This is a genomic window from Aliarcobacter butzleri (assembly GCF_900187115.1).
GTDB classification, from domain to species: Bacteria; Campylobacterota; Campylobacteria; order Campylobacterales; family Arcobacteraceae; genus Aliarcobacter; species Aliarcobacter butzleri.
The window spans coordinates 1776938-1791947 of the sequence record NZ_LT906455.1; the positions used below are offsets into that span (position 1 = coordinate 1776938).

8 protein-coding genes, 3 tRNA genes and 3 rRNA genes are annotated in these 15010 nt (G+C 33.8%); 2 read left to right on the forward strand and 12 right to left on the reverse strand.

Annotated elements, in window-relative coordinates:
* The first annotated feature begins 1 nt into the window (after position 1).
* Both ruvB and CKV87_RS08895 read left to right on the forward strand, forming a co-directional pair.
* Entirely contained in the window at positions 2-1039 is a 1038-nt protein-coding gene (gene ruvB, locus CKV87_RS08890; protein ID WP_012147741.1) for a Holliday junction branch migration DNA helicase RuvB, read from the forward strand.
* Positions 1036-2082 carry an AI-2E family transporter gene (locus CKV87_RS08895; RefSeq protein WP_012147742.1) on the forward strand — a complete coding sequence of 349 codons (1047 nt, stop codon included), beginning with the start codon at positions 1036-1038 and terminating at the stop codon, positions 2080-2082. The genes ruvB and CKV87_RS08895 overlap by 4 nt, the downstream gene beginning before the upstream one ends.
* Here the strand turns inward: CKV87_RS08895 and CKV87_RS08900 are convergent.
* The 12 genes from CKV87_RS08900 to gyrA all read right to left on the reverse strand — a co-directional run bounded on the left by CKV87_RS08900 (position 2079) and on the right by gyrA (position 14956).
* Positions 2079-2813, reverse strand: coding sequence for a ferredoxin-thioredoxin reductase catalytic domain-containing protein (locus CKV87_RS08900; protein ID WP_012147743.1), 735 nt, complete (start codon positions 2811-2813; stop codon positions 2079-2081). The genes CKV87_RS08895 and CKV87_RS08900 overlap by 4 nt on opposite strands.
* Before the next feature lie 189 nt (positions 2814-3002).
* Positions 3003-3118: ribosomal RNA gene (gene rrf / locus CKV87_RS08905) — 5S ribosomal RNA — on the reverse strand.
* Positions 3119-3269: 151 nt separating this feature from the next.
* A 23S ribosomal RNA gene (locus CKV87_RS08910) occupies positions 3270-6183 on the reverse strand.
* A 386-nt stretch (positions 6184-6569) separates the two neighbouring features.
* Positions 6570-6645, reverse strand: a tRNA-Ala gene (locus CKV87_RS08915).
* Between the two features lie 54 nt (positions 6646-6699).
* Positions 6700-6776: transfer RNA gene (locus CKV87_RS08920), tRNA-Ile, on the reverse strand.
* A 107-nt stretch (positions 6777-6883) separates the two neighbouring features.
* Positions 6884-8400: ribosomal RNA gene (locus tag CKV87_RS08925) — 16S ribosomal RNA — on the reverse strand.
* The 16S, 23S and 5S rRNA genes sit together here with 3 tRNA genes alongside, the layout of an rRNA operon.
* A 216-nt stretch (positions 8401-8616) precedes the next feature.
* Positions 8617-8691: transfer RNA gene (locus CKV87_RS08930), tRNA-Asn, on the reverse strand.
* A gap of 73 nt (positions 8692-8764) precedes the next feature.
* Positions 8765-9691 (reverse strand): radical SAM protein, encoded by a 927-nt coding sequence (locus CKV87_RS08935; RefSeq protein ID WP_012147744.1) that lies wholly within the window; start codon positions 9689-9691, stop codon positions 8765-8767.
* A 77-nt stretch (positions 9692-9768) separates the two neighbouring features.
* A complete protein-coding gene (gene hemE, locus CKV87_RS08940) occupies positions 9769-10809 on the reverse strand; it encodes a uroporphyrinogen decarboxylase (RefSeq protein ID WP_012147745.1) in 1041 nt (346 codons plus the stop codon).
* Positions 10810-10821: 12 nt separating this feature from the next.
* Complete coding sequence (locus CKV87_RS08945; RefSeq protein WP_012147746.1) at positions 10822-11334, reverse strand: YqhA family protein; 513 nt, start codon at positions 11332-11334, stop codon at positions 10822-10824.
* Positions 11334-12371, reverse strand: coding sequence for an aspartate-semialdehyde dehydrogenase (locus CKV87_RS08950; RefSeq protein WP_004511161.1), 1038 nt, complete (start codon positions 12369-12371; stop codon positions 11334-11336). Before CKV87_RS08950 ends, CKV87_RS08945 begins: the two co-directional genes overlap by 1 nt.
* 2 nt (positions 12372-12373) lie before the next feature.
* Positions 12374-14956: a DNA gyrase subunit A gene (gyrA, locus tag CKV87_RS08955; RefSeq protein WP_012147747.1), complete on the reverse strand. Its 2583-nt coding sequence runs from the start codon at positions 14954-14956 to the stop codon at positions 12374-12376.
* Positions 14957-15010 lie beyond the last annotated feature (54 nt).

A 15010-nucleotide genomic window follows, 5' to 3' on the forward strand; every position in this document is an offset into this window, starting at 1 on the left:
TATGCAAAGATTAGTTGAAGTTGAATCAGTATCTTTTGAAGAAGATAACAATGAAATAAGTTTAAGACCTTCAAACTGGGATGATTATATAGGACAAGAAAAAATCAAAAAAAATTTAAGAGTTTTTATTGATGCTTCTAAAAAAAGAAAAGAAGCATTAGATCATATTTTATTTTATGGACCTCCAGGATTGGGAAAAACTACTTTGTCTTATTTAATTTCAAATGAAATGAATACGAATATAAAAGTAACTGCTGGTCCTATGATAGAGAAAAGTGGAGATTTAGCAGCAATTTTAACAAATCTTGAAGAAGGTGATATTTTATTTATTGATGAGATTCACAGACTTTCACCTGCTGTTGAAGAGATACTTTATCCTGCTATGGAAGATTATAGATTAGACATTATTATTGGCTCAGGACCAGCTGCACAAACAGTAAAAATTGATTTACCAAGATTTACTTTAATTGGCGCAACAACAAGAGCTGGTATGTTATCAAATCCTTTAAGAGAAAGATTTGGTATGCACTTTAGAATGCAATTTTATACAGAAATTGAATTAGCAAAGATTATTCAAAAAGCTTCTCTTAAACTTGGAAAAAATTGTGAAGATGATGCTTCTTTAGAAATTTCAAAAAGAAGTAGAGGAACACCAAGGGTTGCATTAAGATTACTTAGACGAGTAAGAGATTTTTCTGAAGTTGAAAACGAAAAATCAATTCATCTACAAAGATGTAAATATGCTTTGGATGAACTAGGAGTAAATGAAAGTGGTTTTGATGAAATGGATATAAACTTACTTGAACTACTTATTTCAAATAGAGGAAAACCTATGGGATTATCAACTATTGCAGCAGCTTTAAGTGAAGATGAAGGAACAATAGAAGATGCTATTGAGCCATATTTACTAGCAAATGGATATATAGAAAGAACTGCACGTGGAAGAGTTGCAAGTGTAAAAACTTATGAAATGTTTAGACTATCTTATCCAACAAGTTTAAAACTTGAAGATGATTTAACACAAGGAAAATTATTTTGAAAGCCTCATATTTTTTAGTTTCAATAGCTATACTTTTACTTTTTTTTATGGTTGAACTTTTCAATCCATTTTTAAAAGCAATTTTTGTATCAGTTTTATTGACAATTGCTACAAGCTCACTAACATTACATTTAGAACATAAATTGAAAAAAAGAATAGTAGCAACATCTGTTATGACTATTGCTTTAGCTGCTCTGTTTTTTCTTCCAATTTTATATTGTATTTTATCTTTTGCAACTTTTTTCAATCAAGTTGATCAGCAAGTTTTAGTAAAGAATTTAGATGAAATAAAACTTTTAGTTCATAATTTATCGATGGATTTTACATTTTTAAATGACTTTTTAAATAACATTACTTCTAAAATTGATGTTGGGAAAACTGTTCAAGATATAGTGTCAATAAGTGCAAACCTTGGAAAAAATTCTGTAAAATTTATGTTTGATATCATACTTATTTTAGTATTTTTCTTCTTTTTTACTCTTTATACTACACAAATTGCAACTTTTATAAGAGACCTTTTACCTATAAAAAAAGAAGATTCAATAATATTATTTCATGAATCATCAAGTGTTATGACAGTTGTTCTTTATTCAACTTTAGTTACTGCTATTTTTGAAGGATTTTTATTTGGATTTTTCTTAACATTTTTTGGTTATGATGGACTACTTTTTGGAGTTTTATATGGTTTTGCATCTTTAATTCCAGTAGTTGGAGGAGTAATAATGTGGCTTCCAATTGCAATATATGAAGCTTCAATAAACTCTTTTACTAATGCTTTAATAATTGCTATTTACTCTATTGTTGTAATTTCAATTATTGCAGATACTTTTATAAAACCTATGATTATCAACTACATAAACAAGAAGATTATAAAAACTCCTACAAATGTAAATGCACTTCTAATATTTTTCTCAATAGTAGCAGGACTTTCAACTTTTGGCTTTTGGGGAATGATTATTGGACCAGCAATGGTAAGTTTATTTATTTCTATTATGAATCTATTAAAAAAATATTCTGATGATTTTAAAGAGAGTGAAGATTAATTATCTCCACTTTCCTTTTCTCCTGTATAATATGAAATACCATAATCCAAGTTAGTTACACTTTTAAACCCTAAATTAAACATTATTCGTTGGCAATAAGCACTTCTACTTCCACTATGACAATAAACAACAACAGGAATATCTTTTTTATCTTCCAATTTATTAATTGCATGATAAAAAGATGTTGTTGGTACTAAATAATCTGTTCCAACTATTCTTGCACTAACCCATTCCATCCATTCTCTAGTATCAACAAGATTAAATTCAATAATTCCTAACTTTCTAGCTTCTAATAGAGCCTCCAATTCTAAAGAATTAACTTCATCTTGTCCAAGTAATAGCTCACAGTCTTCTTTAGATAATATTTTTGAATTAGAAATTATAACTTCTTCAAGATTATTCTCTTTTGCTATTTCTTTAGCTCTCTCTTTTGTACAAAAAATACCACAATGACATGAACCATTTAAAGGTATTTCTTTTGTTAAAGCTGGCATACAAGGACATAGTCTATTTTTTTCAGTTTCTGTCTCTTCTATTACCATAAAACAGGGACAATATCTCTTTCCATAAATTAAACTATTTCTTGTTAGCCCCATTTGTATTGATTCATTTACTTCTTTATCTGGATTATAAACCAATTCATATAACTTTAAAACACCATCTGTAAACTCTTTTGTTTTTTCTAACTCTTCTTTAAATTCATTGCTATTAATATCAATTTTTTTTATCATTTTATATTTAACCTTTATCATTTTTGTATAACTTTGTATTATAGTAAAATAATTATAAATAAAGAAAAATAAATAAAGGGGTTGTAAATACAAAGAGAGTAAATAAAGGAAGGAAGTGCTAAAAAAAAGCCTCACCAAAGGTAGTAAGGAAGTACTAACTTAGGAAAGGCTTTGAGAAAAAACTTAAAGAGCTGGCGATGACCTACGTTTCCACAAGGGGACCCTGCAGTATTATCGGCGATGAAGAGCTTGACTTCCAGGTTCGGAATGGAGCTGGGTATTTCCTCTTCTCTAGTACCACCAGCAAGTTAAGTAATAAAAGCAAATAAAGAAGTAATTGATCTTATTACTTAACTCGAAGATTAAGTGTGAATAAAAGATAATGTTAAAGTCTAAAAAATTTCAAACACATATTAAGTAAAAATACTTAATAAGATAGTAAACCAAAGAAATGTATAAAATAAGCCAAACGTTCTATTAGTACTGGTCAGCTAAACGTCTTACAACGCTTACACATCCAGCCTATCAACCAGCTAGTCTTGCTGGGAACTTCAGGGAAAGTTAATCTTAGAGTTGGCTTCGAGCTTAGATGCTTTCAGCTCTTATCACATCCGTACGTAGCTACCCAACGATGCTCTTGGCAGAACAATTGGTACACCAGTGGTACGTTCATCCCGGTCCTCTCGTACTAGGGACAAATCTCTTCAACTTTCCTACGCCCACGGAAGATAGGGACCGAACTGTCTCACGACGTTCTGAACCCAGCTCGCGTACCGCTTTAAATGGCGAACAGCCATACCCTTGGGACCGACTACAGCCCCAGGATGCGATGAGCCGACATCGAGGTGCCAAACCTCCCCGTCGATGTGAGCTCTTGGGGGAGATCAGCCTGTTATCCCCGGCGTACCTTTTATCCTTTGAGCGATGGCCCTTCCACACAGAACCACCGGATCACTATGACCGACTTTCGTCTCTGTTCGACTTGTATGTCTCACAGTCAAGCTAGTTTATGCCATTATACTCAACAAGCGATTTCCATCCGCTTTGAACTAACCTTTGTAAGCCTCCGTTACTTTTTAGGAGGCGACCGCCCCAGTCAAACTACCCACCAGACATTGTCCTGATACAAGATAATTGTACGCAGTTAGTAACTCAAATATTCAAGGGTGGTATCTCAAGGATGGCTCCGACTCTACTGGCGTCTAGTCATCATAGCCTCCCACCTATCCTGCACATGAATATCCAAGCTACAGTGTCAAGCTGTAGTAAAGGTGCACGGGGTCTTTCCGTCTTTCCGCGGGTAGGAGGAATTTTCACCTCCACTACAATTTCACTGGATCCCTGGTTGAGACAGCTCCCATCTCGTTACGCCATTCATGCAGGTCGGTATTTAACCGACAAGGAATTTCGCTACCTTAGGACCGTTATAGTTACGGCCGCCGTTTACTCGGGCTTCAATCAAATGCTTCGCTTGCGCTGACATCATCAGTTAACCTTCGAGCACCGGGCAGGCGTCACACCTTATACATCCACTTACGTGTTAGCAAAGTGCTGTGTTTTTGGTAAACAGTCGGGAGGGACTCTTTGTTGCAACCTCTTTCGCTTTTTGAAGCAAGTTCATATACAAAAGTAGGCACACCTTATACCGAAGATACGGTGCTAGTTTGCAGAGTTCCTTAACCAGGGTTCTTCCACGCGCCTTAGAATACTCATCCCACCCACCTGTGTCGGTTTACGGTACGGGCAACATATAATAAACTTAGTGGCTTTTCTTGGCACGACAGTATCATCGATTCTCCATCTCCTCCGAAGAGTGTCAAGAGCCTGTAAGATCTCGGCCTAATGTTAAGCGGATTTGCCTACTTAACAGCCTACGTCCTTCGAGCCACTATTCCATCAGTGACCTCGATTAACTCTATGCGTCCCCACATCGCGCTTATATGTTGGTATTGAAATATTAATCAATTTGCCATCGTCTACCCCTTTCGGACTCGACTTAGGTCCCGACTAACCCTACGATGACGAGCATCGCGTAGGAAACCTTGGGTTTTCGGCGTTGAGGATTCTCACCTCAATTATCGCTACTCATGCCTGCATGCTCACTTCTATCCGCTCCAACGCTCCTTACCGGTACATCTTCTACGCTGAATAGAACGCTCTCCTACCACTCAATTAAAAATTGAATCTAAAGCTTCGGTGTACATCTTAGCCCCGTTATATTTTCCGCGCAGAATCACTAGACCAGTGAGCTGTTACGCTTTCTTTAAAGGATGGCTGCTTCTAAGCCAACCTCCTGGTTGTCACAGTAACTCCACATCGTTTTCCACTTAGATGTAACTTAGGGACCTTAGCTGTTAGTCTGGGTTGTTCCCCTCTCGACGATTGATTTTATCACCCACCGCCTGACTCCTGTGATTCCACATATAGTATTCATAGTTTGATAGGGTTTGGTACCGCGGTAAGCAGCCCTAGCCCATTCAGTGCTCTACCCCCATATGCTACAACACAAGGCTATACCTAAATATATTTCGGAGAGAACCAGCTATCACGAAGTTTGATTGGCCTTTCACCCCTATCCACAAGTCATCCCAAGACTTTTCAACGCCTGCGGGTTCGGTCCTCCACTGGCTCTTACACCAGCTTCAACCTGCTCATGGATAGATCACTTCGTTTCGGGTCTGCAGCATCTGACTAATTCGCCCTATTAAGACTCGCTTTCGCTACGGCTTCGTACTTGACTTAACCTTGCCAGATACCACAACTCGCAGGCTCATTATGCAAAAGGCAGTCCATCACCCTGATAAATCATAGGGCTCTGAATGATTGTAAGCTAATGGTTTCAGGTTCTATTTCACTCTCCTCGCTGGAGTACTTTTCACCTTTCCCTCACGGTACTTGTTCACTATCGATCTGTAAGTAGTATTTAGGATTGGAGGGTGGTCCCCCCGGCTTCAGTCAAAATATCACGTGTTCCGACCTACTCAGGATACCATTAGAGCTATTGAGAATTTTAATTACAGGAGTTTCACCTTCTATGCTACACTTTTCCAAGTATTTCATCTATCCTCTTTAGTCTCATATCATGGTCCTACAACCCCCAATGCAAGCATTGGGTTTGTCCTAATCCCATTTCGCTCGCCGCTACTTTGGGAATCTCGTTTGATTTCTCTTCCTCTAGCTACTGAGATGTTTCACTTCACTAGGTTCGCTCCCCGTAGGGTAATATAATTCTCATTATATTGGGTTGCCCCATTCAGAAATCCCCGGATCAAAGCTCTTTGGCAGCTCCCCGAGGCTTATCGCAGCCTAATACGTCTTTCATCGCCTCTTACAGTCTAGGCATCCACCATTAGCCCTTAATAGCTTATTAATAAATAACTCGAAAGAGTTATTTGCCTTTTAAAAGTAAATTAATACTTTTAGTTTGATAATATTCTTTGGCTACTATCTTATTAAGTACATTTTTCAATATATCTAATAATTTAGTTGTGTTCTATCTATGTTATATCTATTATTTTCATAATAAACATTTTTAAGATATGAAATTTTTTTTGTTTTAATTATTTAATATTTATAAAAAATCTCTTCTTTATATCTATTATTTAATCTTTACGAAAAAATTAAAGACTTTAACATTATGTTTTTAAATATCATTAGAAACTTACTTTTTATAAGTTCTAATATAAATCTTATATATCTCTATATAAAACTTATATTAGAATTTATTCTTCTTCTATAGTTTATCTATTAATAAGATGGTGGAGAATAGCGGGATCGAACCGCTGACCTCCTGCGTGCAAAGCAGGCGCTCTCCCAGCTGAGCTAATTCCCCAAAATCACCCAAAAAAATATTCATTCTTTTAGGACCCGATTCTAAGATTATTCATGGTGGGCCTATCAGGACTTGAACCTGAGACCTCACGATTATCAGTCGAGCGCTCTAGCCAGCTGAGCTATAGGCCCCTTCACCTATTCATTTCTTATTAGTTCTAAATAATCTTTATAAACTAAATATGTAATCAATCTTTTTTTTTCATACTTTAAGAAACAAATCTTAAAGTATTTCTCTGAAAGGAGGTGATCCAACCGCAGGTTCTCCTACGGTTACCTTGTTACGACTTCACCCCAGTCGCTGAATCCACTGTGGAAGGTAGCTACTTTAGCATCCCCGCTTCGAATGAGTTCAACTCCCATGGTGTGACGGGCGGTGAGTACAAGACCCGGGAACGTATTCACCGTAGCATAGCTGATCTACGATTACTAGCGATTCCAACTTCATGTAGTCGAGTTGCAGACTACAATCCGAACTGGGAGGCATTTTTGAGATTTGCTCCACGTCACCGTATTGCTGCTCTTTGTATACCCCATTGTAGCACGTGTGTAGCCCTGGACGTAAGGGCCATGATGACTTGACGTCATCCTCACCTTCCTCCTACTTGCGTAGGCAGTCTCCTTAGAGTTCTCAGCCGAACTGTTAGCAACTAAGGACGAGGGTTGCGCTCGTTGCGGGACTTAACCCAACATCTCACGACACGAGCTGACGACAGCCGTGCAGCACCTGTATGCAAGTTTCTGCAAGCAGACACTAATCTATCTCTAAATCATTCTTACTATGTCAAGTCCAGGTAAGGTTCTTCGTGTATCGTCGAATTAAACCACATGCTCCACCGCTTGTGCGGGTCCCCGTCTATTCCTTTGAGTTTTAATCTTGCGACCGTACTCCCCAGGCGGTACACTTAATGTGTTAACTGCATTACTGCAAGGTCGAGCCTCACAACAACTAGTGTACATCGTTTAGGGCGTGGACTACCAGGGTATCTAATCCTGTTTGCTCCCCACGCTTTCGCGTCTCAGCGTCAATATTGTTCCAGTAGATCGCCTTCGCAATCGGTATTCCTTCTGATCTCTACGGATTTTACCCCTACACCAGAAATTCCATCTACCTCTCCCACATTCTAGATTAACAGTTTTCAAAGCAGTTCTATAGTTAAGCTATAGGATTTCACTTCAAACTTATCAATCCGCCTACACGCTCTTTACGCCCAGTGATTCCGAGTAACGCTTGCACCCTCCGTATTACCGCGGCTGCTGGCACGGAGTTAGCCGGTGCTTATTCATATAATACCGTCATTATCTTCTTATATAAAAGGAGTTTACGCACCGAAATGTGTCATCCTCCACGCGGCGTTGCTGCATCAGACTTTCGTCCATTGTGCAATATTCCCCACTGCTGCCTCCCGTAGGAGTCTGGACCGTGTCTCAGTTCCAGTGTGACTGATCATCCTCTCAAACCAGTTATGCGTCATCGTCTTGGTAGGCCATTACCCCACCAACTAACTGATACAATACAGGCTAATCTCTTACCAATAAATCTTTCCCTTTTTATCTTTTGATAAAAAGGAATATAAGGTATTAGCAATCGTTTCCAATTGTTATCCCTTAGTAAGAGGCATATTACCTATACATTACTCACCCGTGCGCCACTTAGCTGACAATTATAGCAAGCTATAATCCGTTCTCGTTCGACTTGCATGTGTTAAGCACGCCGCCAGCGTTCACTCTGAGCCAGGATCAAACTCTCCATAAATTTTTTGATTAAATCTCTTTAATCTTTATGTAGTTTTGAAACTGACATATTTTATAATTACTTAAATTACAAAATTATCACTCATGTTTTTTTGAATAGACAAGAGTTTTACTTCTTGTTTTTTTTTCTCTTTGTTTGTTTGATTAACATATTTAGTTTACAAAGATTACTTCTTCTTAAACTTCTTCTTTTAAAGATCATATTTAAAATTTTAAGTGGCTCCGGCACCTGGGTTCGAACCAGGGACCAAATGATTAACAGTCATCTACTCTACCGCTGAGCTATGCCGGAATCTTTTTTTAACTTATCATCTTAAATTGGACGGGAATTATAATACCTTTTTCTCTTTTTGTCAAGAGATTTTTTATATTTTTACTATTTTTTTATAAAATTTAATTCCTGCATTATCAACTAAGCCTATTTCTTCGTTTCTTATCAGTTCTTCTAAAAAAATTTTAGATTGGTTATCAAACATATTTTCTATATCTTCAATAGTTAAAGGCCGTCTATTTATCATAGAAAGTATCTCTTCTTTATTATATGAGATAATTTGTTTTGGTCTATTTTTAAAAACTATATTTACACTTAATTCTTCAAATTTATTTGCAACTTTTTCTAAAAATTTATAACTAACAGGATTTACTTTATATGCAGGTGGTCTATCAATAGTTCCAATATCAACTCTTTTAGGATTGATTTGTTTTACAGCATTAAACAATAACTCTATTTCTTCATCTTTATCATTTATATCTTTTATAAATAAAACTTCCAAAACAAAATCTTTTTTTGTTTTTTGCGAGAATTCAATCATAGAAGAAACGATTTTATCAATTTCTACACTCTTATTTTGTCTATCAAGTTTTTTAAAACACTTTTCACTTACACAATCTAAAGATAATTTAACAATATCTATTTTTAATAGAGCTTCAAAAATCTCTTTTTTATAAATAGTACTTCCATTTGATAAAATTAAAGTTTTTGTTTCACCTTTTATTTTATTAATCTCATCAATTAATTCACTTAATTTAGGATATAAAGTTGGTTCACCATTGCATGTGATTGTAATTACATCAATTTTTGGATGATTTTTAAAACTTTCTTTGATTGCTTTTATAATTTCATCAACACTCGGAAATGTATCCATTTTATAAACAGTTTTAGCACCTTCTAATTCACAATATAAACAATCAAAATTACACTGTTTTTTTGATGGTGATAAATCAATACCTAATGATATTCCAAATCTTCTTGAAGGTATTGGTCCAAAAATAATAGAATTTGAATATGACAAAATAAAAATCCTTTTAAATAAAAAAAGAGAAGCTAAATAGCTTCTCTTTTATAATAATTTTCTAAAACAAATTTGTTTTATGCTTTTTTTGATACTCGTTGACACTCTTTTACAAAGTGAATAGCGTTTTCAACCGGCACATCAGGTAAAATCCCATGACCTAAATTAAAGATGTGTCCATTTCCACCCATAATATTTTGAATTCCTTCAACACACATTGTTGTTGCTTCTTTTGAATACAATCTACAAGGTTCCATATTCCCTTGTAAAACATATTTTTCACCTAATTTTTCTTTTGCAAGAGCCATTGGTGTTCCCCAATCTACTCCAAATACATCAAAGTTTCCATAAACTAAACCTCTTTCAATAAATGCAGCTATTCCTTTTGGAAACATAATAACTGGAATATGAGGATATTTTTCTTTTAAATACTCAGCTATTTCTACCATATATTTCCACGAAAACTCATCATATTTAGAAGGTTCAATTGCAGCAGCCCAAGAATCAAAGATTTGAACTACATCAACTCCAGCTTCAATTTGTTTTTCCATATAAAACTTAACTACATCAGTTACACGTCTAAGAATTTTATGTAGAAATTCTGGATTTGAATACATCATTTTTTTACAAAGATTGTATGTTTTTGTTCCTTGACCTTCAATCATATAAGTTGCAAGTGTCCAAGGAGCACCTGTAAATCCAATCAAAGCTTTATCTTGTGGTAATCTTTGTTTTAAAATTTTAATTGTTTCATAAACATAAGTTAATTTATTTGCAGCTTCTTCGCCACCAATTAAAGCATCTAAATCAGCTTCAGTTTTAATTGGTTTATCAAAAACTGGACCTTCACCTTTTAAAAAATCTAATTTCATTCCCATTTCATTTGGAACGACTAAAATATCACTGAATAAAATAGCTGCATCAACACCAACAATATCAAGTGGCTGAATTGTAACTTCCGCTGCTAATTCTGGGTTATGACATAAATTTAAAAAATTTCCAGCTTTTGCTCTTACTTCCATATATTCTGGTAAGTATCGACCTGCTTGTCTCATCATCCAAACAGGAGTATAAGGAGTCTCTTTTCTAAAACATGCATCTACAAAAATTTTTGACATTTTTTACCTTTTTTAATGTTTTCCAACTTTACCTGTAAAGTAAAGCCCAACTGCTAATGCCACAATTGCTAATGCAAAATATAATAACTCTAATGGTGTTTGATAACTTGTATGTAGAACTCTTTGAAAATAGTTTACTACTAAAACCATGATAATTACTTTTGCAATTTTATCTTTTAATTGATCTAGTGAACTAATATTTAAAATCGAATTGCATTCTTCAGGTGTACATGCTGCATTTATTTTTGATATAAATAGTTCATATATTCCAAAAGAAAAAATCAATAAAACAACCGCTATTAAATATAAATCAACTGCTCCAATAATCCCAGCAACAACATCTTCATGAAAATGCTCAGGATGGTTTCCTTCAATGAATGTTGTAATGATAAATTTTGCAACACCAATAATATCAATACTTGCAACAATAAATAAAATTACAGCCCCTAAGAAACCGAAGATTACAGCAAGAATAACTATAAATCTACTATTCCAAAGAGCATTCTCAAACAACTTTTCAAGCATTAAATATCGCTTTCTAACTCTATCCATTTAAGACCGATTCTAACTGCATTTGTAGCAGCTCCAACTCTTACTTGATCAGCAACATTAAAATAATGAACTATATTTTGTGCATAAACATCTTTTCTAATTCTTCCAACATATGTAAAGTCAGTATCTGTTGAAATTATTGGCATTGGATATTTTTTGTTTGGTAAATCATCAATTACTTTAACATTTTCAAAATTGATTAACGCATTTCTTACTTCTTCAACATCAACATCGATATTATCTTCAAAAGTTACAGTTATCGATTCACTATGGCTTCTTAAAACTGGCACTCTCACACAAGTTGCAGCTACTTGAATCTCTTTATGCATAATTTTTTGAGTTTCTAAAACCATTTTCATCTCTTCTTTAGTAAAACCATTCTCTTTTGCTACATCAATTTGTGGAATTACATTTAAAGCAATTTGATAAGGAAATGCTTTTATTTCTGTTTCATCTAATCTAAATGCAAAAAAGTCTTGCATCTGTTTTACAAGCTCTTCCATACCAGTTTTTCCAGCACCAGAAACTGCTTGATAAGTTGATACATCAACTCTTTTAATTCCATATAATTCATCTAAAGGTTTTAAACTTTGAACCATTTGAATTGTTGAACAATTTGGATTTGCGATAATTCCAGTTTCTTTCCATAATTTAATATCTTCTGGATTAACTTCAGGCACAACTAATGGAACTTTTGGATCCATTCTAAAATGACTTGTATTATCAATTACTACAGCCCCTGCTTCTACTGCAAATTTTGCAAATTTTTCTGAAACTGAACCACCTGCACTAAAAAATGCAATTTCAACATCATTTTCTTCAAAAACTGTCTCAGTTAATTCTAAAACAGTAATTTCTTTATTCATATATTCAATTTTAGAACCAGCACTTCTTGCACTTGCAAGTGGTATTAATTTGTTAATAGGGAAATTTACTTCTTCTAAAACTCTAAATAACTCTTCACCAACTGCTCCAGTAGCTCCTACTACTGCTACATTGAATTTTCTCATTTTTACTCTTCCTCACCTTTTTCTAAATTGTCATTTGAATCTAATATATCTATTAAATTTTTTTCTTCATTTGAACTATTTGTTTCAATAACTTCACCATCTTCGTTATATCTAATTACATTTCCATTTTCATCAAGTTCTATTTCTTCATCTTCTTTTGGACATTTTGCAATAGATACAACTTTATCATTACTATCAACATTTACAATTATTACTCCACTTGTATTTCTTCCTGCTTTTCTAATTGTATTCATGTCAACTCTAATCATTTTTCCAATTGATGTTAGTAACATTAAATCTTGAGTATCATCAACTAAAACTTCACCAATAACATTTCCTGTTTTTGTAGATAATTTCATAGAAATAACACCAGAACCTGCTCTATTTGTAAGTCTATACTCTTCAACTGTTGTTCGTTTTCCAATTCCTTTTTCTGAAACTGTTAATATTTCTTGATCTTCACTACTAATAACATCAGCATCTACAACGAAGTCTGTATCAATTTTAAATTTAATACCTCTTACACCTCTTGTACTTCTTCCTTGATCTCTTGTTTTTTCAAGTTCAAATCTAATACATTGACCAAGACTTGTAAATATCATAATGTATTGTGTTTCTACATCAGCAATTTTTGCTGTTACAATCTCATCTGCATCATCTAAAACAATAGCTCTTACACCATTACTTCTAATATTTGAGAATTCATTTAATGATGTTCTTTTTATAATTCCATTTCTTGTAAAGAATACTAAAGATTTAGATTCGTCAAAATCTGGTGTTGGAATTATTTCCATAATTTTTTCATCAGGTCTTAAATTGATTAAGTTTACAACTGCTTTTCCTTTTGCAATTCTACTTCCTTCTGGAATTTTATAAACTTTTAACCAATATAATTGTCCCATATTTGTAACAAACATCAGTGTGTCATGAGTATTACTTACAAAGAATCTTTCAATAAAATCATCATCGTGAGTAGTAACTGCAACTTTTCCTTTTCCACCTCTTTTTTGTTTTTCATAAGCTTTTATAGGAACTCTTTTTACATATCCATTATGAGTGATTGTAACAACCATTGGCTCATTTGGAATTAAATCTTCAATATCAATTTCATCATAAGAATCTTCAATTTCTGTTTTTCTATCATTAGAGAATTTTTCTTTAATTTCTGTTAATTCTTCTCTAATAATTTCATTTAATTTTTCTTCACTTCTTAAAATTGCTTCTAGTTCTGCAATTAATATCATAAGCTCTTGATATTCAGCTTCAAGTTTATCTCTTTGAAGTCCTGTTAATCTTCCAAGTCTCATATCTAAAATAGCTTGTGATTGAATAGCACTTAAATCAAATCTATTTTCTAAACTCTCTTTAGCTTCTGCATCATTTGAGCTAGATCTAATAATTTTTACAACTTCATCGATATTATCAACAGCAATTTTTAAACCTTCTAAAATATGTGCTCTTGCTTTTGCTTTTTCTAAATCAAATATTGTTCTTCTGATAATTACTGTTTTTCTATGAGATAAGAAAATATTTAATATTTGAGGTAAATTAAATACTTTCGGCTCTTTATTGTAAACTGCAAGTAAGATAATTCCAAAAGTTGTTTCCATTGGAGTTGATTTATATAAATTATTTAAAACAATCTCACTCATAGCATCTTTTTTAAGTTCAATTACAACTCTAATACCTTCTCTATCAGACTCATCTCTAACTTCAGAAATTCCATCAATTTGTTTATCTTTTGCTAAGTTTGCAATAAGTTCAATAAGTCTTGCTTTATTTACTTGATATGGCAATTCATCAATAACAATAATCTCTTTTTTAGCTTTTGTTTCAATATGATGTTTTGCTCTAATTCTTACTCTTCCTCTTCCTGTATTATAAGCATCAATAATCCCTCTTCTACCAAAAATAGTTCCACCAGTTGGAAAATCTGGACCTTGAACAAATTGCATTAATTCATCAGCAGTTGCTTCAGGAATATCAATTAAGTATAAAATTGCTTCTAATAACTCTCCAAGATTATGTGGTGGAATCTTTGTAGCCATACCAACAGCAATTCCTTCACTTCCATTTAAAAGTAGTGTTGGAACTCTTGTAGGAAGAACCGAAGGCTCTTTCATCGTATCATCATAATTTGGAACAAAGTTTACTGTATCTTTATCTAAATCTCTTAGAACTTCTTCAGCAATTCTTGTCATTCTAGCTTCTGTATATCTCATAGCCGCTGCATTATCACCATCGATAGAACCAAAGTTTCCTTGTCCATCAACAAGTGGAGCTCTTAAAGAGAAACTTTGTGCCATTCTTACAAGTGCATCATAAACTGAAGTATCTCCATGAGGGTGATATTTACCAATAACATCTCCAACAATTCTTGCAGATTTTTTATAGGCAGATTTTGAAGTAATACTTAAATCGTGCATTGCATATAAAATTCTTCTATGAACTGGCTTTAATCCATCTTTTGCATCTGGTAATGCACGTCCAATAATAACACTCATAGAATAATCTAAATATGAAGCTTTAACAGAATCTTCTATATTTACATTTATAATATCTTGATTTTCGAAAAGGTTTTCCATAAAAAAGGCCTTTAGTATATAAAATTAATAGATTATATCTAAATTGTACTTTAG